Source organism: Pseudoduganella sp. OTU4001 (assembly GCF_038440195.1).
Classification (GTDB): domain Bacteria; phylum Pseudomonadota; class Gammaproteobacteria; order Burkholderiales; family Burkholderiaceae_D; genus Rugamonas.
The window spans coordinates 18,230-43,845 of the sequence record NZ_JASATG010000041.1 but is presented as its reverse complement, the minus strand read 5'-3'; the positions used below and the strand labels follow the sequence as shown (position 1 = coordinate 43,845).

The following is a 25,616-nucleotide window of genomic DNA, read 5'->3' as shown; positions in this document are numbered from 1 at the left end:
CGCCGGCGTGGTTGCCAAGATCATCGACTAATAAGTCGAAAATCCGGCCAAGACTAGCGCCCATCGCGGATGGGTGCTAGAATAACGGATTCACTGTTAAGTTTTACGTAGGGGCGTAGCTCAATTGGCAGAGCGTCGGTCTCCAAAACCGAAGGTTGGGGGTTCGATGCCCTCCGCCCCTGCCACCGAATCTGGTGCAGGGCACCGAAAGTAAAAAGTAAATGTCTAATCAATCCGTGCAAACCGTTAGCACGACGAACGATAAGTTCAAAGTCGTGTTGGCAGTTGTGGCGCTGGTTGCAGGCGTAGTCGGGTTCTTCTACCTGGCAGGAAAACCAACCTGGGTGCGGGCAGCCGCGCTTGTGGTTGGTTTGCTTATTTCCGCCGCGATCGCGTACACCTCTGCTGCAGGCCGTGATTTCCTGAATTTCGCGAAAGAATCCGTCCGCGAGACCAAGAAGGTCGTGTGGCCGACCCGCAAGGAAGCCACTCAGATTACCTTGATCGTTTTCGCGTTCGTGGTGGTGATGGCGATCTTCCTGTGGGGCACGGATAAGATCCTCGAATTTGTGTTGTACGACCTCATCCTGGGTTGGAAGAAATAATGAGCGAAATTGTACAAGACGAGCCGGGCCAGCCTGAGCAGCCAGTATCGACCCCAGTCAGCAACAAGCGCTGGTATGTCGTGCACGCTTACTCCGGTATGGAGAAAAGCGTCCAGCGCGCCCTGATGGAGCGCGTCGAGCGCGCCGGTATGCAAGAACAGTTCGGCCAGATCCTGGTGCCGACCGAAGAAGTCGTTGAAGTCCGTAACGGTCAGAAGTCCGTTACCGAGCGCCGCTTCTTCCCAGGCTACGTTCTGGTGGAAATGGAAATGACCGACGAAACCTGGCACCTGGTGAAGAACACCAGCAAGGTGACCGGCTTCATCGGCGGCAAGTCGAATAAACCGACCCCGATCCCTGCGCGCGAGATCGAAAAGATCATGACGCAAATGCAGGAAGGCGTGGAAAAGCCACGTCCAAAAGTGCTGTACGAAGTGGGCGAGCAAGTCCGCATCAAGGATGGTCCGTTCACCGACTTCAACGGCAACGTGGAAGAAGTCAACTACGAGAAATCCAAGGTGCGTGTTTCGGTCACCATCTTCGGCCGCGCGACCCCAGTCGAACTCGAATTCGGCCAGGTCGAAAAGATCTAAGTTTCAACGCCGGCCTGAGCGTCTAATCAGGCAAACAAGAGGAGCCCCGCCGCGTGCGGGGCGCTACTACTCAAACCAACGATAGGAAGTGCCCAAATGGCAAAGAAAATCATTGGCTTTATCAAGCTGCAAGTTCCAGCTGGTAAGGCAAACCCATCCCCTCCAATCGGCCCAGCACTGGGTCAGCGCGGTCTGAACATCATGGAATTCTGCAAGGCGTTCAACGCGCAGACCCAAGGTATGGAACCAGGCATGCCAATCCCAGTCGTGATCACTGCGTTCGCTGACAAGTCCTTCACCTTCGTGATGAAGACTCCTCCAGCAACCTTCCTGATCAAGAAGCACTCCGGCGTGCAAAAAGGTTCCGCTAAGCCACATACCGACAAGGTAGGCAAGCTGACCCGCGCTCAAGCTGAAGAAATCGCTAAACTGAAGACCCCGGACCTGACCGCTGCCGATCTGGAAGCCGCTGTGCGCACCATCGCTGGTTCCGCACGTTCGATGGGCATCACCGTAGAGGGCATCTAATCATGGCAAAACTGTCCAAGCGCGCTCAAGCCATCAAGGCTAAAGTAGACCGTACCAAAGTGTACGCCTTCGACAACGCTGTTGCTCTGATTAAAGAACTGGCGACCGCCAAGTTCAACGAATCGATCGACGTGTCCGTCCAGCTGGGCGTGGACCCTAAGAAGTCCGACCAGGTGGTGCGTGGTTCCGTGGTTCTGCCAGCTGGCACCGGTAAGACCGTTCGCGTTGCTGTGTTCGCAACCGGCGACAAGGCTGAGCAAGCTAAAGCTGCCGGCGCTGACGTGGTTGGTATGGAAGACCTGGCTGAGCGCGTCAAAGCCGGCGACATGCCTTTCGACATCGTGATCGCTTCCCCAGACACCATGCGTATCGTTGGTACCCTGGGCCAGATCCTGGGCCCACGTGGCCTGATGCCTAACCCGAAAGTTGGCACCGTTACCCCTGACGTCGCTACCGCTGTGAAGAACGCGAAAGCCGGCCAGGTTCAGTACCGTACCGACAAGGCAGGTATCATCCACGCCACCATCGGCCGCAAGTCGTTCAGCGACGCTGATCTGAAGACCAACCTGGTTGCCCTGATCGACGCCCTGAACAAAGCTAAGCCAGCTTCGTCCAAAGGCGTGTACCTGCGCAAAGTATCCCTGTCGTCCACCATGGGCGGCGGCGTACGCGTAGACCACGCTGGCCTGTCGGCTTAAGTTTTAAAGAATTAAGTCCCAGTCGGAAGACTGGGCGGATCTTTGGGATTGTCGGCGGTGTAAGCCGTCGGCAGGCCTTCAAAGACCGTTGGGCCGGATGCATCAGGTAGGCATCTGGTTAATCGGCCCAAGGGCCCCCCAACGCAGATGGTGTACCCGAACAAGTTTATGTAGTCCCTTGAAAGACTCCTAAACCTCGGACGCCGTTGTTCGAACCGATGCGAGGCGCAAGCCAAGCATTATTTAAGGAGAAGACCGTGGGTCTCAATCTGAATGACAAGAAGGCCGTAGTCGCCGAAGTTTCCGCAAAAGTAGCAACTGCGCAAACTATCGTCGTGGCCGAATACCGTGGCATCCAGGTTGGTCACTTGACTAAACTCCGTGCTAATGCGCGTGCGCAAGGCGTGTACATCCGTGTTCTGAAGAACACCCTGGCACGTCGTGCAGTAGAAGGCACGCAGTTCGCCGCTCTGGCTGACTCCATGACCGGTCCGCTGATCTACTCGATCTCGGATGATGCTGTTGCTGCTGCGAAAGTCATCGCTGACTTCGCAAAAACCAACGACAAGCTGGTCCTGAAAGCCGGTAACTACGCAGGTAAGCAGCTGGATCAAGCCGCTGTTACCGCGCTGGCGAGCATTCCTTCCCGTGAAGTCCTCATTTCGCAGCTGTTGGGCGTTATGCTGGCTCCGGTGTCGGGCTTTGCACGTGGCCTGGCTGCTCTGGCAGCCAAAAAAGAAACCGAAGCCGCTTAATCGCTGGCTTAGTTTCTTAGTCAATACCAATTCTGTAGTATTACAAACAAATTAGGAGTTTCAAATGGCAATTTCCAAAGACGACATCCTGAACGCAGTGTCCGAAATGTCCGTAATGGACCTGAACGAACTGGTTAAGGCATTCGAAGAAAAGTTCGGCGTGTCCGCTGCTGCAATGGCTGCTCCAGCAGCTGGCGGCGCTGCTGCCGGTGGTGCTGCTGCTGAAGAGCAGACCGAATTCAACCTGGTTCTGGCCGATGTTGGCGCGAACAAAGTTGGCGTGATTAAGGCAGTTCGCGAAATCACCGGTCTGGGCCTGAAGGAAGCTAAAGACCTGGTCGACGGCGCACCGAAGACCGTGAAAGAAGCAATGGCTAAGGCCGACGCTGAAGCAGCTAAGAAGAAGCTGGAAGAAGCCGGCGCGAAAGCTGAGCTGAAGTAATTAAACTGGGCAGGGTAACCTGTCTTAGTTTGGGAAGCCAAGGAGGCGGATTTCACCCGGAAGGGTGGGTCCGCCCTTGGCTCCTTTGTCGTCTCTGAAGTAGTTGTTGTTGTTTTTCGTAGTGAATTGAGCCTTGCGTTGCGCCCGCAATGCTGAATTCTCTACCTTTTCCTGTCTCACACGGAGTGTCCATGCACTACTCATTTACTGAGAAGAAACGCATTCGTAAGTCCTTTGCGAAACGCGCCAACGTCCACAACGTTCCGTTCCTGCTGGCTACCCAGCTCGAGTCTTACGAGAACTTCTTGCAAGAGCACACTCCCGTTGCAAACCGCAAGAACGAAGGCCTGCAATCGGCCTTCACGTCGATCTTCCCAATCGTTTCCCACAACGGCTTCGCCCGCCTGGAATTCCTGTCCTACGTCCTGGGTGACCCAGCGTTCGACGTCAAGGAATGCCAGCTGCGCGGCCTGACCTTCGCGTCGCCGCTGCGCGCCAAGGTGCGCCTGGTGATCCTGGACAAGGAATCGCCAACCAAGCCGGTCGTCAAGGAAATGAAGGAACAGGAAGTTTACATGGGCGAGCTGCCCCTGATGACGACCACCGGTTCGTTCGTGATCAACGGCACCGAGCGTGTCATCGTGTCCCAGCTGCACCGTTCGCCAGGCGTGTTCTTCGAGCACGACCGCGGCAAGACCCACTCGTCCGGCAAGCTGCTGTTCTCGGCCCGTATCATCCCTTACCGCGGTTCCTGGCTGGACTTCGAGTTCGACCCGAAAGACATCCTGTACTTCCGCGTCGACCGCCGCCGCAAGATGCCGGTATCGATCCTGCTGAAGGCGATCGGCATGACCCCGGAACAGATCCTGGCGAACTTCTTCGTCTTCGACAACTTCACCCTGCGCTCGGAAGGCGCCGAGATGGAGTTCGTGTCCGAACGCCTGCGCGGTGAAGTCGCGCGCTTCGACATCGTCGATCCGAAGACCGGCAAGACCATCGTCACCAAGGACAAGCGTATCAACGCCAAGCACGTGCGCGAAATCGAAGCGGCTGGCCTGCAACACATCTCCGTACCGGAAGACTACCTGCTGGGCCGCGTGCTGGCCAAGAACATCGTCGACCAGGAAACCGGCGAAGTGGTGGCCCTGGCCAACGACGAGCTGACCGAGGAAACCCTGGGCAAGCTGCGCGACGCCAACATCAACGCGATCCAGACCCTGTACACCAACGACCTGGACCAGGGTGGCTACATCTCGCAGACCCTGCGTATCGACGACACCGCCGACCAGACCGCTGCCCGCGTCGCGATCTACCGCATGATGCGTCCTGGCGAACCGCCAACCGAAGAGTCGGTGGAAGCCCTGTTCAACGGCCTGTTCTACAGCGCCGACCGTTACGACCTGTCGGCCGTGGGCCGCATGAAGTTCAACCGCCGCATCAGCCGCGATGAACTGACCGGTTCCATGACCCTGTCGAACGAAGACGTGCTGGCCGTGATCAAGATCCTGGTTGAGCTGCGCAATGGCCGCGGCGAAGTCGACGATATCGACCACCTGGGTAACCGCCGCGTGCGTTGCGTGGGCGAACTGGCTGAGAACCAGTTCCGCGCCGGCCTGGTACGTGTTGAGCGCGCCGTCAAGGAGCGCCTGGGCCAAGCCGAAGCCGACAACCTGATGCCGCACGACCTGATCAACTCCAAGCCGATCTCGGCTGCTATCCGCGAGTTCTTCGGTTCGTCCCAGCTGTCGCAGTTCATGGACCAGACCAACCCGCTGTCGGAAATCACCCACAAGCGCCGTGTCTCCGCCTTGGGCCCTGGCGGTCTGACCCGCGAACGCGCCGGCTTCGAAGTGCGCGACGTGCACCCGACCCACTACGGCCGCGTGTGCCCGATCGAAACGCCTGAAGGCCCGAACATCGGTCTGATCAACTCGCTGGCACTGTACGCCCGCCTGAACGAATACGGCTTCCTGGAAACCCCATACCGCAAGGTGGAAGGCTCCAAGGTCACCGACAAGATCGACTACCTGTCCGCCATTGAAGAAGGGCGCTACATCATCGCTCAGGCAAACGCCAAAGTGAACGATGCAGGCCAGCTGGTCGACGAACTGGTGTCGGCGCGTGAAGCCGGCGAAACCATCCTGGTTTCCCCAGAGCGCGTGCAGTACATGGACGTTGCGCCAGGCCAGATCGTATCCGTGGCAGCATCGCTGATTCCATTCCTGGAGCACGATGACGCGAACCGTGCACTGATGGGCGCCAACATGCAGCGTCAGGCCGTACCTTGCCTGCGTCCTGAAAAGGCGCTGGTCGGTACCGGTATCGAACGTACCGTTGCAGTCGACTCCGGCACCACCGTGCAAGCACTGCGCGGTGGCGTGGTGGACTACATCGACGCGGGCCGCGTCGTGATCCGCGTGAACGATGAAGAAGCACAGGCTGGTGAAGTCGGTGTGGACATCTACAACCTGATCAAGTACACCCGTTCCAACCAGAACACCAACATCAACCAGCGTCCAATCGTCAAAGTGGGCGACCGTGTGGCCAAGGGCGACGTGATCGCCGACGGCGCATCGACCGACCTGGGCGAACTGGCACTGGGCCAGAACATGACCGTGGCCTTCATGCCATGGAATGGTCTGAACTTCGAAGACTCGATCCTGATCTCGGAAAACGTCGTCAAAGACGACCGCTACACCTCGATCCACATCGAAGAACTGTCCGTGGTTGCGCGTGACACCAAGCTGGGCGCGGAAGAAATCACCCGCGACATCTCGAACCTGGCCGAGAACCAACTGGCTCGCCTGGACGAATCCGGCATCGTGTACATCGGCGCCGAAGTGCAAGCCGGCGACGTGCTGGTCGGTAAGGTGACCCCGAAGGGCGAAACCCAGCTGACTCCAGAAGAAAAGCTGCTGCGCGCGATCTTCGGCGAAAAAGCATCCGACGTGAAAGACACCTCGCTGCGCGTTCCATCCGGCATGGTTGGTACCGTCATCGACGTGCAAGTGTTCACCCGCGAAGGCATCCCACGCGACAAGCGCGCCCAGCAGATCATCGACGACGAACTGAAGCGCTACCGCCTGGACCTGAACGACCAGATGCGTATCGTGGAAGGCGACGCCTTCCAGCGTCTGGAAAAGATGCTGATCAACCAAGTCGTGAACGGCGGCCCTAAGAAGCTGGCGAAAGGTGCCAAGATCACCAAGGACTACCTGGCCGACCTGGACAAGTTCCACTGGTTCGACATCCGCCCTGCCGACGAAGACATGGCCAAGGCCCTGGAAGCCATCAAGGAATCCATCGCCGAGAAGCGCCACCAGTTCGACCTGGCCTTCGAAGAGAAGCGTAAGAAGCTGACCCAGGGCGACGAGCTGCAGCCTGGCGTGCAGAAGATGGTCAAGGTGTACCTGGCCGTCAAGCGTCGCCTGCAGTCGGGCGACAAGATGGCAGGCCGCCACGGTAACAAGGGTGTTGTGTCCCGTATCGTTCCGGTGGAAGACATGCCATACATGGCTGACGGTACCCCGGCAGACGTGGTGCTGAACCCACTGGGCGTTCCGTCCCGTATGAACGTGGGCCAGATCCTGGAAACCCACCTGGGTTGGGCAGCGAAGGGCCTGGGCATCCGTATCGGCGAAATGCTGCAAGCGCAGATCAAGGTCGAAGAGATGCGCAAGTACCTGACCACCGTGTACAACGAGTCCGGCGCCAAGGAAGACATCGCTTCCCTGTCCGACGACGAGATCATGAAGCTGGCCGCCAACCTGAAGAAGGGTGTGCCATTCGCGACTCCGGTGTTCGACGGCGCGCACGAATCCGAAATCCGCCGCATGCTGGACCTGGCGTACCCGGACGACATCGCCAAGCACCTGGGCATGACCCCGTCCAAGAACCAGGTCACCATGTACGACGGCCGCACCGGCGAAGCGTTCGAGCGCAAAGTCACCGTGGGCGTGATGCACATGCTGAAGCTGCACCACCTGGTCGACGACAAGATGCACGCGCGTTCCACCGGCCCTTACTCGCTGGTGACGCAGCAGCCTCTGGGCGGTAAAGCCCAGTTCGGCGGCCAGCGCTTCGGTGAGATGGAGGTGTGGGCACTGGAAGCGTACGGCGCCTCGTACGTGCTGCAGGAAATGCTGACCGTGAAGTCCGACGACGTGAACGGCCGTACCAAAGTGTACGAAAACCTCGTCAAGGGCGACCACGTGATCGATGCCGGCATGCCGGAATCGTTCAACGTGCTGGTGAAAGAGATCCGCTCGCTGGGTATCGACATCGACCTCGAGCGCAACTAATTCGCCTTGCACGCCGCCCCGCTGCAAACGCAGCGGGGCACTTTAAAGAATTCGTCACTATCTGGAGTGATACATGAAAGCCCTGCTCGATTTATTCAAGCAAGTACAGCAAAACGAGTCGTTCGACGCGATCAAGATCGGTCTGGCCTCTCCTGAGAAAATCCGTTCGTGGTCCTACGGCGAAGTCAAAAAGCCTGAGACCATCAACTACCGTACCTTCAAGCCAGAGCGCGATGGCCTGTTCTGCGCCAAGATCTTTGGCCCGATCAAGGACTACGAATGCCTGTGCGGCAAGTACAAGCGCCTGAAGCACCGCGGTGTCATCTGCGAAAAGTGCGGCGTTGAAGTGACCCTGGCCAAGGTGCGCCGTGAGCGCATGGGCCACATCGAACTGGCATCGCCAGTCGCCCACATCTGGTTCCTGAAATCGCTGCCGTCGCGTCTGGGTATGGTCCTGGACATGACCCTGCGCGATATCGAACGCGTGCTGTACTTCGAAGCATACGTTGTGACCGATCCAGGCATGACCCCGCTGAAGAAGTGCCAGATCATGTCGGAAGACGACTACGCCGCCAAGTACGAAGAGTACGGCGACGACTTCACCGCCTTCATGGGCGCTGAAGGTATCCGCGAACTGCTGCGCTCGATCGACATCCACCGCGATGCCGAAGCCCTGCGCGTGGAATTGAAGGAATCCAAGTCCGAAGCCAAGATCAAGAAGTACGCCAAGCGCCTGAAAGTGCTGGAAGCATTCCAGCGTTCCGGCATCAAGCCAGACTGGATGATCATGGAAGTGCTGCCGGTGCTGCCGCCGGAACTGCGCCCACTGGTGCCACTGGATGGCGGCCGCTTCGCGACCTCCGACCTGAACGACCTGTATCGCCGCGTCATCAACCGTAACAACCGTCTGAAGCGCCTGATGGAGCTGCGTGCTCCAGAGATCATCACGCGCAACGAAAAGCGCATGCTGCAAGAAGCGGTCGACTCGCTGCTGGACAACGGCCGTCGCGGCAAAGCGATGACCGGCGCCAACAAGCGTCCGCTGAAGTCGCTGGCTGAAATGATCAAAGGTAAGGGCGGCCGCTTCCGTCAGAACCTGCTGGGTAAGCGCGTCGACTACTCCGGCCGTTCCGTGATCGTGGTGGGTCCACAGCTGAAACTGCACCAGTGCGGTCTGCCAAAGCTGATGGCCCTGGAACTGTTCAAGCCATTCATCTTCAACAAGCTGGAACTGATGGGTCTCGCGACCACCATCAAGGCCGCCAAGAAGCTGGTCGAAGTGCAAGAGCCAGTGGTGTGGGACATCCTGGAAGAAGTGATCCGCGAACATCCGATCATGCTGAACCGTGCACCAACCCTGCACCGTCTCGGTATCCAGGCTTTCGAGCCTGTGCTGATCGAAGGTAAAGCGATCCAGCTGCACCCGCTGGTCTGCGCCGCGTTCAACGCGGACTTCGACGGTGACCAGATGGCAGTCCACGTGCCGCTGTCGATCGAAGCACAGATGGAGGCCCGCACCCTGATGCTGGCTTCGAACAACATCCTGTTCCCATCGAACGGCGAACCATCGATCGTTCCTTCCCAGGATATCGTGCTGGGTCTGTACTACGCGACCCGCGAAGCAGTCAACGCCAAGGGCGAAGGCATGATGTTCCCGGACGTGTCGGAAGTGATCCGCGCGTACGACAACAAGGAAGTGGAACTGGCGACCCGCATCACCGTGCGTATCGTTGAGAATCCAAAGGATCCTGCAACCGGCGAGTTCGTCCGTACCCTGACCCGTTACGAGACCACCGTTGGCCGCGCCATCCTGTCCGAGATCCTGCCGAAGGGCCTGCCATTCAGCGTACTGAACCGTCCGCTGAAGAAGAAAGAGATCTCCAAGCTGATCAACACGTCCTTCCGCAAGTGCGGCCTGCGCGCCACCGTGGTGTTCGCTGACCAGCTGATGCAGTCGGGCTTCCGTCTGGCAACCCGTGCCGGTATCTCCATCTGCGTGGACGATATGCTGGTACCGGACGTCAAGAAGACCATGATCGCGACCGCCGAAGCGGAAGTGAAGCAGATCGAGCAGCAGTACGCTTCCGGTCTGGTCACCGCCGGCGAACGTTACAACAAGGTCGTCGACATCTGGGGCAAGACCTCCGATGAAGTCGGCAAGGCGATGATGGACCAGCTGAAAGTCGAAGACGTGATCCGTCGCGATGGCACCAAGTCGACCCAGGAATCGTTCAACGCGATTTACATGATGGCCGACTCCGGTGCGCGTGGTTCCGCAGCACAGATCCGCCAGCTGGCCGGTATGCGAGGCCTGATGGCCAAGCCGGACGGTTCGATTATCGAGACCCCGATTACCGCGAACTTCCGCGAAGGCCTGAACGTTCTGCAGTACTTCATCTCGACCCACGGCGCCCGTAAAGGTCTGGCCGACACCGCGCTGAAGACCGCGAACTCCGGTTACCTGACCCGTCGTCTGGTCGACGTGACCCAGGATCTGGTGGTGATCGAAGACGATTGCGGCACTTCCAACGGCACCCTGATGAAGGCGATGGTCGAAGGCGGTGAAGTGATCGAAGCCCTGCGCGACCGTATCCTCGGCCGCGTGGCAGGCACCGACATCGTCAACCCTGAAACCCAGGCAACCCTGTACGAAGCCGGCACCCTGCTGGACGAAGACATGGTGGAAGAGATCGAACGCGTCGGTATCGACGAAGTGAAGGTCCGCACCCCGCTGACTTGCGACACCCGCTACGGCCTGTGCGCCAAGTGCTACGGCCGCGACCTGGGCCGCGGCCTGCTGGTCAACGCCGGCGAAGCGGTTGGTGTGGTGGCAGCACAGTCGATCGGTGAACCTGGTACCCAGCTGACCATGCGTACCTTCCACATCGGTGGTGCGGCATCGCGTGCAGCAGTGGCATCCTCGGTGGAAGCCAAGTCGAACGGCACCGTGCGCTTCACCGCGACCATGCGTTACGTCACCAACGGCAAGGGCGCCCAGATCGTCATTTCCCGTTCCGGCGAAGTGCTGATCACCGACGACCACGGCCGTGAGCGCGAGCGCCACAAGGTGCCGTACGGCGCGACCCTGATCGTCAAGGATGGCATGACCGTGAAGGCCGGCGCTCCTCTGGCAACCTGGGACCCGCTGACCCGTCCGATCATTACCGAGTACGCTGGTACCGTCCGCTTCGAGAACGTCGAAGAAGGCGTGACCGTGGCCCGTCAGGTCGACGAAGTGACCGGTCTGGCTACCCTGGTGGTAATCGACGCCAAGCGTCGTGGTTCCCCAGGCAAGGCCCTGCGTCCACAGGTGAAACTGCTGAACGAAGACGGCGGCGAAGTGAAGATCGCCGGCACCGAACACGCAGTGGCGATTGGCTTCCAGGTCGGCGCGCTGATCATGGTGAAAGACGGCCAGCAAGTGTCCGTGGGTGAGGTTCTGGCGCGTATCCCGACCGAATCGCAGAAGACCCGAGACATTACCGGCGGTCTGCCACGCGTGGCGGAACTGTTCGAGGCACGTTCGCCGAAAGACGCGGGCATGCTGGCGGAAGTCACCGGTACCGTGGCCTTCGGTAAGGAAACCAAGGGCAAGCAGCGTCTGGAAATCACCGACATGGACGGCAACAAGCACGAGTTCCTGATTACCAAGGACAAGCAAGTGCTGGTGCACGACGGCCAGGTGGTGAACAAGGGCGAGATGATCGTGGACGGCCCAGCCGATCCGCAAGACATCCTGCGCCTGCTGGGTATCGAAGCGCTGGCACGCTACATCGTTGACGAAGTGCAGGACGTGTACCGTCTGCAGGGCGTGAAGATCAACGACAAGCACATCGAGGTGATCGTTCGCCAGATGCTGCGCCGCGTGCAGATCACCAACGCCGGCGACACCGACTACATCGTCGGCGAGCAGGTGGAGCGTTCCGAGCTGCTGGAAGAAAACGATCGCGTCACCGCGCTGGGCAAGCTGCCAGCCACTTACGAGAACGTACTGCTGGGTATTACCAAGGCATCGCTGTCGACCGACTCCTTCATCTCGGCCGCATCGTTCCAGGAAACCACCCGCGTGCTGACCGAAGCAGCGATCATGGGCAAGCGCGATGGTCTGCGCGGCCTGAAGGAAAACGTCATCGTCGGCCGCCTGATCCCAGGCGGTACCGGCCTGGCCTTCCACCGCGCCCGCAAAGAGAAGGAAGTGTGGGAAGCCGAAGAGCGCAAAGCGCTGCTGGAAGCAGAACGCGCCGCCATCGTGGCCGAACTGCCAGCGGACGAACCGCACCACAGCGACGAAGCGTAATCCGCCTCAGCTAGCTGAAAAAAACGCCACCCTGCAAGGTGGCGTTTTTTTTTAACAGACGCTGCCGCCTATGCTTTTGCCTGTGCGCAGATCAAATCCAAAACTGCAATGGAAGCTGCCGTCCTTCTCGCGCTGGCATGAAACGTTTTCTTTGGTGCGCACACGAACGCCAGAACCTGCCGTGCAGATGTCATGCACATCTGGCGCCATTGCATCAAACATCTTTCGAGCTGCGTCGCCGGAAACAGCGAACGCAATCTTGCTGTCGTGACGCTTTGCCGGAGCTGGATCTCCTAGCCCGAGGCTGTACGTCATATAGCGTCCCTGAATCGGCTTGAATTCCGGGGGGATTTCCTGCTGTGCATGCGCTGCTCCCCAAAGAGTCACTGCGCTAGCTAGAAATGAGAATTTGGACATGGAAGTGATCGCTGTGTTTTGCAGCATGCCGAACTCCTGGAATTTGCTTGTCGTTGAAGAGAATGAGCTGAACTTTGGTATGTTCTTGAAAAAGTTCAATAAGTGCGGCTGTGGCTTGGCGATCATACTGCCGGTCGGTGATGAAACAGGGGAGACGGTTGCCGTCTTTTCGAATCGGACGAATGTCGACTTCCAGGCCGCTTCGGTGTGATGCGTGGGGTTCGAACTTATCACCTCCTGCGAGGCTGATATTCCCGATCCCGAACTTTCTTTTGTCCTTAAAGCTCCATTGACGGGCCACTTCAAGTAGCGCGCTCACGAGACTTGGGTGGGCATATTGCCCACGGCCTCGATCAGGAGTGCCGTAGACATAGTAACCACCACCTTCATAAGCTTGTGGGAGCAGGAAATAGCCACGATTGTCGGTTGGAGCTGTGCTTTCCATTCGGATTCTCCTGAGTTTGACGAAGTTTCAGCTTAGCCAGTTGGACGCCCGCAGTATTGATCTCCGTCACGTTTGCCAATAATGATTGACGTTGCTCATGTTCCACGCTGACTTGGTGTGAGAGCATTGGTCTCACGCTTAGCTGCCTGGCGCGGGAGGCCGAAAGCGCGGAACAGCTTCCAGGAGCAGAACAATGAATGCTGCCAGTAGCCCAATTCAAGTCGAGCACCGAATTGTCGTTGTGCGTGAGCAGAATGTCTTGATTGATGCTGACTTGGCAAAGCTATACGGTGTCGCGACTAAAGTGCTCATCCAGTCTGTCGGGCGGAACCTGGATCGATTCCCACCGGATTTCATGTTCCGGCTTGATGCCGTCGAGTGGGCGAATTTGAGGTCACAAACTGTGACCTCAAACTCTGTTAGGGGTGGGCGGCGCTATGCGCCTTATGCGTTCACCGAGCAAGGTGTCGCGATGCTGTCGACAGTCTTAAATAGCAACCAAGCAATTGCAGTCAATATCGAAATCATGCGGGCATTTGTTCATCTGCGCGAGGCCTGGATAGTTTCGAGGCGGTTGAATGAGCTAGAAGCAACAGTGAAAAATATGGCTCACGATCACGAAGCTTTTGCCAGTACGACGGAGCAGCAAATACAGCAAATCTTCGAGGCCATCCGGCAATTGGTAGTTCCGCCAGAAACAACGAAGAAGCGTTCAATTGGCTTTGTTGAACATGAAGATAAAGCCCGGCCTGACTCCGAGCTAAAGTAGTACCGCCGCGCTAGGGGCTACTTACGGGGGCGAGATAAAGATGCACCGATGCGGGCCTTGATTAGTACTGGCAGGTGATCGGAAGGGAAGCGGCCTGCTCGCGAGTCGGTCAGCGTTGCGTAGCTCAGCACCTTCACGTGCGGGCTGACGAAGATATAGTCGATGCGTTCATCCAGCGGGCTGTCGATTCTGAAGGCGTTGAAGGTGCCGGCCGGACCGTAGGCAGGTGTGGCGCTGATGTCGAATGCATCGGCCAGCACTGACTTCATGGTGCCGATCTGCTCGGTCTCTGGCATGGAATTGAAATCGCCCGCCACGATCACAGGTTCCGCGCCGGCGATCTCCTTCACCTTCTTCAGCATCAGTTTGGCCGATTCGCGGCGTGCCACCTGGCCTTCGTGGTCAAAGTGAACCGAGAAGATGTAGAACTTGCGGCTGGTGTGGCGGTCCTGCAGCTGCGCCCAGGAGGCGATGCGGTGGCAGCACGTTGCGTCCCAGCCCAGCGAGGGACGGTCCGGCGTTTGGCTCAGCCAGAAGTCACCGTTGCGCAGCAGCTTGAAACGCTGGCGTTTGTAGAAGATAGCGGAGTGTTCGCCGGCGTTCTTGCCGTCATCGCGGCCGACGCCAACGTGCGCGTATTCTGGCATGCCGTCGAGGTCGGCGATCTGGTCTGGCAGACCTTCCTGCGTCGCAAGCACATCAAAGTCGTGATAGCGCACCAGGCTTTTCACCAGCTCCTTGCGATGCGGCCAGGCATTGAGGCCGTCCCTCTCGGTATTCATGCGCAGGTTGTAGGTGGCGATGTTCAGGGTCGCGGCCTGCTGCGCGAAGGCGGCAGGCGTCAGCGAGGCCAGGATCACCAGCTTCAGCAAGCTGCGGAGTTTCATCATGCGCACCTATCTCGAAAGTCGGAAAGGCTAGTATATGGCAAGGTGCAGTCTACTGAGAGTGGGGGAAGGGCAAAGGGGCGAGTTTCGTGGCAGCTTACTAATCAATGAACGCCACGTTCGGCGGCGTTCATTGAGGACTTCCATGGCTACTTCTTCGTAGCATCGATGAAGTCGAACTTGCCGTCCGAGACCACCAGGAACTGGCATTCGGCGCCAGCCATGCAGCCGCTGATGTGCTTGTTGCCACCGGCTTGCATGAGGTAGGAGCCGGGACCAACTTTGCTTTCGGCGCCGCTTTCGGTTTTATGGATGAGTGTACCGGTGATGATTGTCAGCTTTAAGTTGTGCGTGTGATGGTGCAAAGGGTGCATGACGCCGGCATCGAACTTGACCAGCATGCCGAAGTTGCCGCCTTTTTTCGGGTCTCCCCACAAGGTCGCAAGCTTGGTCCCAGGCAGGGGGCCGGCTTCCCATTTGATGGCGTCCGCAGGCCAGATCACGTCTTGCTTCGGTTTATCTTTGGCCAGCGCGCCGCTGCCGACCAGTGTGCAAATCGTCAATACCGCTAATGCTGAGCTCTTCATGGTGTGCTCCTAATAGGGTGACGTTGTTGGATGAAGCATCTTCCAGCGTAGCAGATGAAATGGCAATTGCCGGGCTTTTGCAGCCGAGCTCGTGTCCACCAAAGAGCCTGACCCCATGGTGGACACGGGCTGGGCTGTTAGCGGAGTTCGCGCTGGCGGGATTTGGGGAGGGAGGCGAACGCTTTGTCGTAGGACCATTGCACCAGCTCGACCAGGTAGTCTTCCTGGAAGCGGCTGACGTCGACGATGGTGACCCAGTGGTAGCGGCCCATGTAGCGGGCCGGTTTGACACCGGGCATGCCGGTGAGCTCGAGGAAGCGGTCGGGCGTGGCGCGGAAGCTGAAGCGCCACTGTTCGGGCGCGCTGGTTTTGAAGTAGCCGAAGGTCTTGCCGCCGATCTTGTAGCTGAGTACATTGACCGGCGGCGCGTGCAGCAGGCTGTCTGCGCCAGGCAGGCTGGCGCAGTGGGCTTTCAGCTGCTCCGTGTCCATCAGTTCAGCGGTTTGCCGTCGGTGTCGAGGCGGATGATTTCGCCCCAGTTCAACTCGCGGATCGAGGGTTCGATCTTCTTCACGTCGCCGACCACCAGCCACACCACTTCATCGGGCTTGACGTACTTCGGTGCGGCGGCGCCGAGCTGCTGTTCGCTCAGGGCGCGGATATTGCCGGCGTACTTGGCCCAGTGGTCTTCCGGCAGCTTGAGGTTGATCGACTGCAGGGCGGCATTCTCCAGGGACGCCAGGGTTTCGAAGCGGCCTGCCAGGCGCGAGGTCATATTGCGCATGATGCTCTGGTATTCCTCACCCACGATCGGGCGCGCTCCGGCGATGTCCTTGATCTCCTTTTGCAGCTCCAGCATGGACTCTTTGGTCTTGTTGGTCTGCACCGGCGCCTGGATCACGAACGCGCGCTGGCCGCGGACATTCGTCAGGCCGCCTTGCACGCCGTAGCTCCAGTGCTTGTCCAGGCGCAGGTTGCGGTTCAGGCGCGAGGTGGCCATGCCGCCGAAGTTCTGCATCACCGGTTCCATTGCCAGGTCTTCCGCCTGGCCCTGGGTTTGCGACAGGTGGGTGGCGATGATCACGGATTGCGGTGCATCCGGTTTGTCGATCAGGTAGACGCGTTTGTTGGACAGGGGGCTGCCGGCTGCGACTTCCTTCTTCGGTGCGGCGCCGCCGGACCATTTGCCGAAGGCGCTTTCCAGCAGCGGCTTCAGCTTCTCCATGGTGGTGTCGCCGGCGACGACCAGGGTGGCGTTGCCGGGCTTGAACCAGTCGTTGTGCCATTTGGCCAGATCGGCGCGGCTCAGGGCCTCTACCGACTTCTCGTTGCCGCTGGCGGGGCGGCCGTAGGCGCTGTCGTTGCCATAGGCGGCGTAGGAGGCCAGGCGCTGGGCCATAGCGAGGGGATTGGCCTTTTCCTGGCCGATCTGCGCCATGCGGCGCTGCTTCTGCAGCTTGAACTGGTCTTCGGGGAAGGCCGGGTTCAGCGCGGCTTCGGCCATCAGGTCGAGCGAGGCTTTCAGGTTCAGCGAGGTGGAGCTGAGGCGCACCAGCGACAGGTCGGCGGTGGTGGCGGTCAGCAGGCGCGCGCCTTGCGATTCCAGGGCGTCGGAGAACTGGAAGGCGTCGCGCGATTTGGTGCCTTTGTCGAGCAGGTCCAGCGTGAGCGAGGCCAGGCCGGACTTGGCGGCGCTGTCGGCGGAGGAGCCGGCATCCACGGCCAGGGTCACGTTGACGATCGGGGCGCCGTGGCGCTCCATCAGGATCACTTTCAGGCCGTTGGACAGGGTGGCGCGCTGCATCGCGGGGAAGCCGACGTCGGGTGCGCCGCCCAGTGCCGGCAGCACCTTGCGGTCGACATTGGTCTTGCCGGCGGCCAGTTTGGAGGCGGGCGAAACCGTCATCGTGTAGTGGTTGGCGCGCAGCCATTTGTCGCCGCTGGCCTTCACTTCGGCCGGGGTGGCGTCGGCCAGCAGCTTGAGGTTGGCCAGGTAGGCGTCCGGCGAACCGCCGTAGGTCATCGCTTGCGCCAGCACGTCGTTGCGGCCGCCGAAGCCGCCCAGGCGTTCGATATCGCGCGAGAACTCGGCGAAGGTGGCGGTCTTCACGCGCGCCAGTTCGGCGGCGGTCGGGCCTTTGTCGAGCAGCTCTTTCAGCACGGCGTCGATTTCGCGTTCGGCTTCGGCCGCGTCGGCGCCCGGCTTCAGCGTGACGGTGATCTGGAAGATGCCGGTGACTTCGGACGGCATGGCGCCGGCGCTGACGCCGGTGGCCAGGCCTTTGTCGTACATCAGGCGCTTGTTCAGGCGCGCGCTCTTGCTGCCGGCCAGTACATCGGCGAACAGCTGAAGGCGCTGGGCGTCGGCGGTGCCCCAGCCGGGCATGTGGTAGGCGCGGTAGATACGCACTTGCGGCACCTGGTCTTCCATGGTGTCGCGGATGTTGCGGTCCAGCGTAGGGATCCAGCTTTCGGTGCGGGCCAGGGCAGGGCCGGGCGCAATGCCGTCGAAGTATTTCTTCACCAGCTCCAGCGCGCGTTCAGGGGTGATGTCTCCGGACAGCGAGATGACCGCGTTGTTCGGGCCGTAGTAGGTGCGGTACCACTCTTTCACGTCGTCCAGGCTGGCGGCCTGCAGGTCTTCCATGTAGCCGATCACCGGCCAGGAATAGGGGTGCGAGTACGGGTACATGCGTTGCACGATTTCGCTGCGCGCGCGGCCGTAGGGCTGGTTCTCGCCCTGGCGCTTCTCGTTCGATACCACGCCGCGCTCGCGCTCCAGCATTTCCTTGTTGATGTAGTTGCCGAGGAAGCCCATGCGGTCGGCTTCCAGGTACAGGGTACGTTCCAGCGCCGATACCGGCACGTCTTCGAAGAAGTTGGTGCGGTCGTAGTTGGTGGTGCCGTTGCGGTTGGTCGCGCCCAGGTCGTCCATCGCTTCGCGGAAGCCGTGCGGGTAGTTCTCCGAACCATTGAAGAAGAAGTGCTCGAACATGTGGGCAAAGCCGGTCTTGCCGCGCTTCTCGTTGCGCGAGCCCACGTGGTACCACATGTTGACGCCGACAATCGGCACGCTGTGGTCGGTGTGCACGATCAGCGTCAGGCCGTTCTGCAGCGTGAATTTCTTGTACGGGATGGTGTAAGGCTTGAGGTCGAAGGCCGCAGCGCTGGCGGCCGGCTTGGCGGCAGGGGCGCTGGTGGCTGGTGCGGCGACGGTGGCCACCAAAGCGGCGGCGACGGCGAGACGCAGGATCTGGTTCATGGCATACCTTTTTTCTCGGTTTGGATGGGGTGCCGTATTGCGTTGGCAAGTTCCAATACGGCAGAGCCGTTAGCATGCAGAAAATCTTGACGAAAAGCCAGCGTGGCCATGTTTCGTTCTGTATAGGCGAGCACGATGTTGCTTTTGAACCGCGCCAAGCCATGCTAATATTTGGCGCATGATCGCCTCCGCCCTGTTTACCCCTGCCCAGCAGAAGCTGCTGGGCTTATTGTTTGTGCGCGTGAATGAGGGATTCCACCTCAATGAAATCATGCGCCTGACGGGGCTGGGCAGCGCTTCGGCGCAGCGCGAACTCAAGCGCTTGCATGAGTCGGGGCTGATCGTCTCCGAACGCATCGGTAATGTACGCCAATTCCGCCCAAACAAAGATAATCTGGTGTATGCCGAGCTGGCCAGCCTGGTGAAAAAAACCTTCGGCCTGGTCAGCGTCCTGAACTCGGCGCTGGCGCCGATGCGCCGCCAGCTCAGCGTTGCTTTCGTCTACGGTACCACGGTCAAGGAGGCGGAAGACTCGACCGGCGCGGTGGAACTGTTGCTGATTGGCGAAAACACCACGTATGGCGAGCTGCTGAACCGCTTGCCGGTGGCCGAGCGCATCCTGCGCCGCAAGATTTATCCTAACCTGTATTCAGTGGACGACTTCCAGCGCCGCCTGCGCGAGCAGCAGCCTTTCATCCTCAAGATGCTGGAAGACCGCAAGGTATTCGTGCTGGGCGACGATACCGACCTCGATAACATCATCAAAGATATCCATCCGGAGGATGAGCATGGAGACGCGGTACCAGACCTTTAAGGAGTTCTACCCTTTCTACCTGCAGGAGCACGCCAACAGCACCTGCCGCCGCTTGCATTTCATCGGTTCCAGCCTGGTGCTGCTATTGCTGGCCATGGTGACGGTGACCGGGGAACTCAAGCTGCTGTGGCTGGTCCCTGTGGTGGGCTACGGCTTTGCCTGGATCGGCCACTTCTTCTATGAGCACAACCGTCCCGCCACCTTCAAGTACCCCTTGTTCAGCCTAATGGGCGACTGGGTAATGTTCCGCGATATGCTTACCGGCCGGGTGGCGTGGTGATTCCGTGGTGCGCGGCAGGCTGATCGAAATCCGCGTGTAGCGCCCGGCTTCCGATTCGCAGCTGATCTCGCCGCCGAAGGCGGTCACCACCCGTTTGCAGAAGGCCAGGCCCATGCCGGTGCCGCTGCCGCTGCGGCGCGTGGTGTAAAACGGTTCGAACACATGGGGCAGCACGTCGGGCGTGATGCCGCAGCCGGTATCCGTCACCACCAGCCAGTTCTGCACGCCGCGCGAGAAGCATTCCACTTCCACCGAGCCGGGACCATTCAGCTGCAGCGCCTGTAGCGCGTTTTTCAGCAGGTTGTAGAGCACGAACATCAGCAGGACATCCGAGCCGTAGAAGCTGTATTCATTGCTGATGGTGACGCGCACCCGGGCGCGCTCGCTGCCGGAGAAGGGATAGCAGGCCATCGCCTCGTCCACGCATACAGCAACCGAGTGCACGGCGAAGGTTTCGCGCTGCATCACGCCATCGCGCGCCGATGCCAGCAGCATGTCCACGATGAAATTGGAGCGCGATACCTCGGCATCGATGCTGCGCGCGATCTCGCCCAGGTGCTGCAGCTGGCGCTCGCCCAGCGCGCCCTTGTGCTCGGGGCGGTAGCCGGCAATCAGCTCCGGCAGGCAGCGCGACAGCATACGGGTCTGGCTGCGGATGCTGGCCAGCGGCGTGCGCATTTCGTGCGCGATGGTGGCGGCGGCCGCCATCGGGTCGGCCAGCAGGTTGTGGCGCACCATGGCCTGGGCGATCAGGCCCAGCGAAGCGATGATGAAGGCCACGCCCGGCGGGTACATTTCCACGCCGTAGTTGCACAGGTAGTCGATCACCGCGCCGGAGTAGATCACTACGCTCACCAGGCAATAGCGCAGGCGCGTGCGTTCAATCGATACCGCGCGCTGCTGGCGTTTGTAGGGCAGCCAGATCAGGCGGCCCGCCAGCAGCCCGGTTTGCAGCAAGTGCAGCGGGTGCAGCCAGCCGGCTTTGGGGTAGTAGCCGTAGAAGAAGTGCTGCACGCCCGAGAGCACCGCATCGGTGCCGGGCAGTAGCACGCCCAGCAGGCCGGCCAGCAGGTAGCTCAGATAAAGCCAGGGGCGGTCTCCGCGCGCCCCGGTCAGTTCGATGATGAAGTGGTACAGCGTGGTCGGTACGAACAGCACCGCCAGGTAGCCGATACGCGCCAGCACCAGCGCCTGCCCGGGATCGCTGTTCATGAACAGCAGCGCCCAGCTGGCCTGCCAGAAGCAGGTGGTCAGGCAGACGGCGAAAAACGTCAGGGCAAGCTTGCTCGTTCCGCGCGAGCGGAGCACGTACAGCCCATAAGCGATAAACAGGGCTGAGACCAATGCCGGAAAAAGGGCAAACATTGATGTACCTCAGCGAATGAGAAAGATTTGTTGACAGCTTATTGCGAGTAAATGCGCAAGTATTGATATTTATCAATGGTTCATCGTGGGAATCTGCAAAAAGTAATGGTGCTGGCAGTTGCCAGTGCAATTTTGGAGACTTGAGCACATGTACATGCATTCCCCCGAGACTAACGAAGCCCCCGCCGCACAACTCACTTTCCATCACAAGCTGTCGGTGTACCTGAAGGATTCCAATGCTTACGGCAATACCTATTTCGCCCGCTATTTCGAATGGCAGGGCATTTGCCGCGAGAAAATGCTATTCGATTGCATTGCGCGCGACTTGTTGAAAGACGAGGGGGTATGGATTACCAAGCATGCGTCGCAGGACTATATCCAGGAGACTTTCCCGTTCCAGGAGATCGACGTCGAGGTCAATACCTACGATGTGCGGCGCTGCTCGCTGTGGCTGGAGTTCCGCTTTTACTCGAACGGCCATCCGGTCGGCGTGGGGCGCCAGCAAATCGTGTTTGCCAACCACGCCAAGCAGATCACGGTCTTGCCGGAGATTGTGATCCAGCGCCTGAAGCGCTATGCGCTGAAGAAGTAGGCTATTCGTACAGCGTGCCGATGCCCAGCAGGCCTGGCAGCGGCACCACTTGCGCCTGCGCCGGCCAGTCGGCCAGGCGCACCGTGGCGACCTGGTAGGGGCCCATGGTGCGGTTCTCGAACGGCAAGCCGGGCTGGGCGGCGATGCGCTGGCTGTCGGCGCCGCTGCGCAGTTCGACCGCTGCGGTGGCATCGCCGGGGGCATAGATGAATTTGATGCCCTTGCAGTCCTTGCCCAGCAGGCGCAGGCGGTAGCCGGAGGCACGCTGGGCGGAGATCAGCTGCTCGCAGGCTTCGCGCAGCATGCCGATGGAGTAGACGCCGTCCTCGCGCGCGCGGATCGAGTAGCGGCCGCTGAACTGGTAGTAGCCCTTGCGCCGGTTCAGGCGCAGCACGGCATCCTCGTCGAAGGCTTGCTTCAGCATGGGCAGGGTGGCGCGGCCCAGCGCGTCGACCGGGATGTCCAGGCTGGTGGATTCGCCCACCAGCTGGATGCGCAGGCCGTCCATCGGCGTGTCCGGCGCCAGCGGGCGGATCTGCAGGTGGGCCTGGATCAGCGGGCGCTTGGCAACGTAGGGCGCGAAGAAGCTGGCGGCCTTGTAGGCATGGCGGTAGCTGTGCCACTCGGCATCGGCGGCTGCGGGCACCTGCACCACCTGCATATCGTCGCTGGCGCTGGCGCTGGCGGCGTCCGTTGCGTATGCTGCGGCGACGGCCAGCAGGGCGGCGGCGATCAATAGGGGCAAACGGTTCATGGGCAGGCATTGTAGTGCAGGCGGCGCCCGCTACCCCTGCCAAAAGTCATGGCGGCACTGCCCGTGCGCGCCCGCGCCGAGTAAAATTGCGGCGCCATTAATTTTTTGCCATCTATGCCGGCCACCCTCACGACCCGCGTCATCCTGCTCGCCAGCCTGGCCGGCGCCGCCATCGAAATCCTGGTGCCATGGTTCCTCGGCCCGGGCAGTGCCGATTTGTTCAGCCCTGCCGGCGTGCTGGCGCGCCACCTTGCAGGCTGGTTTGCGCCGCCTGCGTCGCTGCTGCGCGCCGGCTCGGACCATGCCGTGGTGGCGCTGCGGATATTCCTCGCGCTGGCCGCGCTGCTATGCGCGGTTTTCGTCGCGGCGACGGCGCTGCGGCTGCGCGGTGCCAGGCGCCCGACGCCCGCCGCCGACCATGGCTTGCTGGCGCTGCAGCTTGGCGTCGCCTGCGCCCTGCATTCGGTGGTGCTGTCGATGGTGCTGGCGGCCATGCTGGCCAGCCATCTGCCACCGCGCCGTGCGCTGGCGGCGCTGGGTGCCATGCTGGGCCTGAATACGCTGTCAATTGGCGTGCTGGCGGTGCTGGCGCTGCAAGGCGATGTCGCTGCCAGCGACCGCAATGCCACGGCGACGGTGCTGTACGTGCTGCTGGAGCAACTGGTGGTGCTGCTCACATTTGCGCTGGGCTGGCTGGCATCGCGCGAACGGCGCAGCCGGCTGGCGCTGGCGGCCAAACACGCCGAGCTGCTGGCGACGCAGGTTCTGCTGTCCGACACCATCCGCGAATCGGAACGCATGCGCATCGCGCGCGACCTGCACGACTCCACCGGCCACCACCTGACTGCGCTCAACCTGCATCTCGATATTGCCCGGCGCAAGGCCGGTGAGCAGGCGGACGCCTCGCTGCTGACGGCGCACGAACTGTCGCGCGACCTGCTGGCGCAAGTGCGTGCGGTGGTCGCGTCCGAGCGCGCGGCTGCCGGCGTCGACTTGCGGCTGGCGCTGGAACGGCTGTGCGCCGGCATCCCGCAGCCGGCCATCACACTGCGCGTGGCGGCGGACATGCCGGCGCCTGCACCGGCGGTGGCGCATGCCATGTTCTGCTGCGTGCAGGAGGCGCTCAGCAACGCCGTGCGCCACGCCAATGCACGCAGCCTCGTGATCGATATCGCCCTGCGCGATGGCTTGCTGCGGGCCGTGATCGAGGATGACGGCGCGGGGCGCGGCACGGCGCAGGAAGGGAACGGCCTGCGCGGCATGAAGGAGCGGCTGGCCATACTGGGCGGGGTGTTGGAAGCAGCAGACCTGCCGCAGCGCGGCTTCGGCCTGCGCATCACTTTGCCGCATGCAGGAGTGCAGCCATGATCCGCGTGGTGCTGGTGGACGACCAGATGCTGGTGCGCAGCGGTATTCGCGGCTTGCTGGACATGACGCCCGATATCCGCGTGGTGGCGGAGGCGGCGGATGGTGCGCAGGCGGCGGCACTGCTGGCGCGCACCGAGGCCGATGTGCTGCTGCTCGATGTGCGCATGCCGCACTGCTCCGGCATCGACCTGCTGCGCAGCGGTGCGACGCTGCCACCGGCCATCCTGCTCACGACCTTTGACGATGAGGGCGCGCTGTTTGACGGCATGCGTGCCGGTGCGCGTGGCTTCCTGCTGAAAGACATTTCGCTGGAGCGCCTGGCGGAAGGCATCCGCACGGTGGCGCAAGGCGGCACCTTGTTCCGTCCCGCGCTGACCGAGCGCACCCGCGCTGCGTTCGAGAGCGCGCGCGGCGTGCCGGAAACCGGCGCGGTGCTGAGCGAACGCGAGACGGAAGTGCTGGCGCTGATGGCGGGCGGCTTAAGCAACGCGGAGATCGCGGCGGCGCTCTCCCTGAGCGAGGGCACGGTGAAAAACCATGTGTCGAGCATCCTGGCCAAGCTGGCGGTACGCGACCGCGTGCGCGCCGTGCTGCATGGCCTGGAAATGGGGTTGATCTGATGCGCGCCGCATGCCTGCTGTTGCTGGCCGCCGCCGCTGCCCCCGGCCAGGCCCGCGCCCAGTCGCCCGTCACCTTGATGCCGGAAGGCAGCCGCGAAGGCATCGTAGGCGCCGCCTACGGTGAGGCGTGGGAACGGCGCGGCAGCAGCAAGCGCCAGGGCTTCGCTTATCCCCTGTTTTACATGCAGTGGAGCAGCGGCGCCTTTATCGAAGGGCTGTCCGCAGGCTGGAAGCTGTCGGACGAGCCGCATTTCCAATATGGCCCGATGCTGAGGTTCAGCAGCCGCGCCCATGGCGAAGGCGGCTCGCAGCCCACGCCGGGCGGCTTTGTGCAGTGGCGCGTTTTGCATGACCTTGAACTGGTCGCCCACACCGGCGTCGGCGCGCGCGATGGCAATGTGAAGGCGGAGCTGGCGCTCAACTGGATCAACACGCTGGATGGCGACCACACGCTGGTGCTGCATGCGGCGACCGAGAAGGATGATGCGCGCAGCAACCGCCTGGGTGCACGCTGGTTCTGGCGGCTGGGACGGCGCCACTCGCTGATGAACTCCGTCACCGGCATCCGGCTGGCGGGGAGCGCCGCCCACGCGCCGGGCGTTGAGCGGCGCAGCAGCGTGGCATGGAGCACTGCGCTGCTGTACAGTTTTTAGAAGCTGTATTTCAGGCCGGCGGAATAGCCGCCGCGCCCGAAGTGCTTGCCCTTATTGGTGACGTCGATGCGGCCGAAGTGTTCGGCCTCCAAAGTCAGCGTGACCTTGTCGGTCAGCTTGTAACCCATGCCCACGCCAAGCAGCGGGGAGAAGCCGCTCTTGCTGTCGGGCGCGCCGGCCAGGTTGTCCATACGGTAGCGCTGCGCCGAGATGCCGGCGCGTCCGAACAGCTCAAAGGAGTCGTTCAGCCGCCAGGTGCCGCGCGCGGCGGCGTACAGCGTGTCGGAGGAAATACCGATGTTGCCGGCGAAGCGGTCCTTGCCGAAGTGGGCATAGCCGGCTTCCAGTGCGAGGCTGTCGCTGAAGTTCATGCCGCCGTATAGCTTGAAGCGCAGCGGGTCGTTGCTGCTTTCGATGCGGCCGGAGGCGGTGTTTAGGTTGGTGTTGCCGGGGGCGATGATGGCAGCGCCGGCGAAGTAGTCTTGCGCGTTGGCGCTGGCGGCCGCGCACAAAGCGAGGATGGTGATGATGCGTTTCATTGATTCCCTTTCAGTGATGGCACGCCATGCATGCCGTGAGCCATC

The 25,616-nt window shown here is 61.0% G+C and carries 24 protein-coding genes and 1 tRNA gene; 16 read left to right on the top strand and 9 right to left on the bottom strand.

The features are described from left to right. Window positions 1-109: 109 nt before the first annotated feature. The 9 genes from AAHE99_RS24285 to rpoC all read left to right on the top strand — a co-directional run bounded on the left by AAHE99_RS24285 (window position 110) and on the right by rpoC (window position 12,219). Window positions 110-185 (top strand) — tRNA-Trp (locus tag AAHE99_RS24285). Between the two features lie 36 nt (window positions 186-221). After that, window positions 222-605: a preprotein translocase subunit SecE gene (secE, locus tag AAHE99_RS24280; protein WP_342120243.1), complete on the top strand. Its 384-nt coding sequence runs from the start codon at window positions 222-224 to the stop codon at window positions 603-605. After that, on the top strand, window positions 605-1,198 hold the full coding sequence (nusG, locus tag AAHE99_RS24275) for a transcription termination/antitermination protein NusG (protein ID WP_342120239.1): 594 nt from the start codon (window positions 605-607) through the stop codon (window positions 1,196-1,198). Before secE ends, nusG begins: the two co-directional genes overlap by 1 nt. Before the next feature lie 96 nt (window positions 1,199-1,294). Beyond that, window positions 1,295-1,726: a 50S ribosomal protein L11 gene (gene rplK / locus AAHE99_RS24270; protein WP_090436078.1), complete on the top strand. Its 432-nt coding sequence runs from the start codon at window positions 1,295-1,297 to the stop codon at window positions 1,724-1,726. Window positions 1,727-1,728: 2 nt separating this feature from the next. Further along, window positions 1,729-2,424: a 50S ribosomal protein L1 gene (gene rplA / locus AAHE99_RS24265; protein ID WP_342120233.1), complete on the top strand. Its 696-nt coding sequence runs from the start codon at window positions 1,729-1,731 to the stop codon at window positions 2,422-2,424. A 257-nt stretch (window positions 2,425-2,681) separates the two neighbouring features. Beyond that, window positions 2,682-3,179 carry a 50S ribosomal protein L10 gene (gene rplJ, locus AAHE99_RS24260; RefSeq protein WP_161027672.1) on the top strand — a complete coding sequence of 166 codons (498 nt, stop codon included), beginning with the start codon at window positions 2,682-2,684 and terminating at the stop codon, window positions 3,177-3,179. 64 nt (window positions 3,180-3,243) lie between these two features. Further along, window positions 3,244-3,621: a 50S ribosomal protein L7/L12 gene (rplL, locus tag AAHE99_RS24255; protein WP_342120228.1), complete on the top strand. Its 378-nt coding sequence runs from the start codon at window positions 3,244-3,246 to the stop codon at window positions 3,619-3,621. 191 nt (window positions 3,622-3,812) lie between these two features. Continuing rightward, window positions 3,813-7,922 (top strand): DNA-directed RNA polymerase subunit beta, encoded by a 4,110-nt coding sequence (gene rpoB / locus AAHE99_RS24250; RefSeq protein ID WP_342120227.1) that lies wholly within the window; start codon window positions 3,813-3,815, stop codon window positions 7,920-7,922. A gap of 73 nt (window positions 7,923-7,995) precedes the next feature. Beyond that, a complete protein-coding gene (rpoC, locus tag AAHE99_RS24245; protein WP_342120225.1) occupies window positions 7,996-12,219 on the top strand; it encodes a DNA-directed RNA polymerase subunit beta' in 4,224 nt (1,407 codons plus the stop codon). 51 nt (window positions 12,220-12,270) lie between these two features. On the opposite strand, the gene AAHE99_RS24240 is transcribed toward rpoC, so the two are convergent. Then, window positions 12,271-12,663, bottom strand: a complete 393-nt coding sequence (locus tag AAHE99_RS24240) for a hypothetical protein (protein ID WP_342120223.1) — start codon at window positions 12,661-12,663, stop codon at window positions 12,271-12,273. Continuing rightward, window positions 12,611-13,081, bottom strand: coding sequence for a penicillin-insensitive murein endopeptidase (locus tag AAHE99_RS24235; protein WP_342120222.1), 471 nt, complete (start codon window positions 13,079-13,081; stop codon window positions 12,611-12,613). Before AAHE99_RS24235 ends, AAHE99_RS24240 begins: the two co-directional genes overlap by 53 nt. A 193-nt stretch (window positions 13,082-13,274) precedes the next feature. Here AAHE99_RS24235 and AAHE99_RS24230 point away from each other — a divergent pair, with 193 nt between their 5' ends. Next, the gene (locus AAHE99_RS24230) at window positions 13,275-13,850 is read left to right on the top strand and encodes an ORF6N domain-containing protein (protein WP_342120220.1); all 576 of its coding nucleotides are present in this window, start codon (window positions 13,275-13,277) and stop codon (window positions 13,848-13,850) included. 17 nt (window positions 13,851-13,867) lie between these two features. On the opposite strand, the gene AAHE99_RS24225 is transcribed toward AAHE99_RS24230, so the two are convergent. The 4 genes from AAHE99_RS24225 to AAHE99_RS24210 form a co-directional block, all read right to left on the bottom strand. Beyond that, window positions 13,868-14,740 (bottom strand): endonuclease/exonuclease/phosphatase family protein, encoded by an 873-nt coding sequence (locus tag AAHE99_RS24225; RefSeq protein WP_342120217.1) that lies wholly within the window; start codon window positions 14,738-14,740, stop codon window positions 13,868-13,870. Between the two features lie 146 nt (window positions 14,741-14,886). Beyond that, window positions 14,887-15,324, bottom strand: coding sequence for a DUF4437 domain-containing protein (locus AAHE99_RS24220; protein WP_342120215.1), 438 nt, complete (start codon window positions 15,322-15,324; stop codon window positions 14,887-14,889). A 137-nt stretch (window positions 15,325-15,461) separates the two neighbouring features. Next, window positions 15,462-15,815: an MmcQ/YjbR family DNA-binding protein gene (locus tag AAHE99_RS24215; RefSeq protein WP_342120214.1), complete on the bottom strand. Its 354-nt coding sequence runs from the start codon at window positions 15,813-15,815 to the stop codon at window positions 15,462-15,464. After that, window positions 15,815-18,586, bottom strand: a complete 2,772-nt coding sequence (locus AAHE99_RS24210; protein ID WP_342120212.1) for a M16 family metallopeptidase — start codon at window positions 18,584-18,586, stop codon at window positions 15,815-15,817. The genes AAHE99_RS24215 and AAHE99_RS24210 overlap by 1 nt, the downstream gene beginning before the upstream one ends. Before the next feature lie 178 nt (window positions 18,587-18,764). Here AAHE99_RS24210 and AAHE99_RS24205 point away from each other — a divergent pair, with 178 nt between their 5' ends. Next, the gene (locus AAHE99_RS24205) at window positions 18,765-19,400 is read left to right on the top strand and encodes an ArsR family transcriptional regulator (RefSeq protein WP_342120210.1); all 636 of its coding nucleotides are present in this window, start codon (window positions 18,765-18,767) and stop codon (window positions 19,398-19,400) included. After that, window positions 19,369-19,680: a DUF962 domain-containing protein gene (locus tag AAHE99_RS24200; protein WP_342120208.1), complete on the top strand. Its 312-nt coding sequence runs from the start codon at window positions 19,369-19,371 to the stop codon at window positions 19,678-19,680. Before AAHE99_RS24205 ends, AAHE99_RS24200 begins: the two co-directional genes overlap by 32 nt. On the opposite strand, the gene AAHE99_RS24195 is transcribed toward AAHE99_RS24200, so the two are convergent. Continuing rightward, a complete protein-coding gene (locus AAHE99_RS24195; RefSeq protein ID WP_342120206.1) occupies window positions 19,624-21,045 on the bottom strand; it encodes a sensor histidine kinase in 1,422 nt (473 codons plus the stop codon). The two genes, AAHE99_RS24200 and AAHE99_RS24195, sit on opposite strands and share 57 nt — an antisense overlap. A gap of 148 nt (window positions 21,046-21,193) precedes the next feature. Between AAHE99_RS24195 and AAHE99_RS24190 the strand changes: the two genes are divergently transcribed. Then, window positions 21,194-21,637: an acyl-CoA thioesterase gene (locus tag AAHE99_RS24190; protein WP_342120203.1), complete on the top strand. Its 444-nt coding sequence runs from the start codon at window positions 21,194-21,196 to the stop codon at window positions 21,635-21,637. A gap of 1 nt (window position 21,638) precedes the next feature. Here the strand turns inward: AAHE99_RS24190 and AAHE99_RS24185 are convergent, their stop codons facing one another. Beyond that, complete coding sequence (locus AAHE99_RS24185) at window positions 21,639-22,391, bottom strand: hypothetical protein (RefSeq protein ID WP_342120200.1); 753 nt, start codon at window positions 22,389-22,391, stop codon at window positions 21,639-21,641. Between the two features lie 114 nt (window positions 22,392-22,505). Between AAHE99_RS24185 and AAHE99_RS24180 the strand changes: the two genes are divergently transcribed. From AAHE99_RS24180 to AAHE99_RS24170, 3 genes are read left to right on the top strand one after another with little or no spacing between them, the layout of a single operon-like run. Beyond that, the gene (locus AAHE99_RS24180) at window positions 22,506-23,759 is read left to right on the top strand and encodes a sensor histidine kinase (RefSeq protein WP_342120197.1); all 1,254 of its coding nucleotides are present in this window, start codon (window positions 22,506-22,508) and stop codon (window positions 23,757-23,759) included. Then, window positions 23,756-24,379, top strand: a complete 624-nt coding sequence (locus tag AAHE99_RS24175; RefSeq protein ID WP_342120194.1) for a response regulator transcription factor — start codon at window positions 23,756-23,758, stop codon at window positions 24,377-24,379. Before AAHE99_RS24180 ends, AAHE99_RS24175 begins: the two co-directional genes overlap by 4 nt. Next, entirely contained in the window at window positions 24,379-25,032 is a 654-nt protein-coding gene (locus AAHE99_RS24170; protein WP_342120192.1) for a hypothetical protein, read from the top strand. The genes AAHE99_RS24175 and AAHE99_RS24170 overlap by 1 nt, the downstream gene beginning before the upstream one ends. Here the strand turns inward: AAHE99_RS24170 and AAHE99_RS24165 are convergent. Next, a complete protein-coding gene (locus AAHE99_RS24165; protein WP_342120190.1) occupies window positions 25,029-25,571 on the bottom strand; it encodes an outer membrane protein in 543 nt (180 codons plus the stop codon). The two genes, AAHE99_RS24170 and AAHE99_RS24165, sit on opposite strands and share 4 nt — an antisense overlap. Window positions 25,572-25,616: the final 45 nt, after the last annotated feature.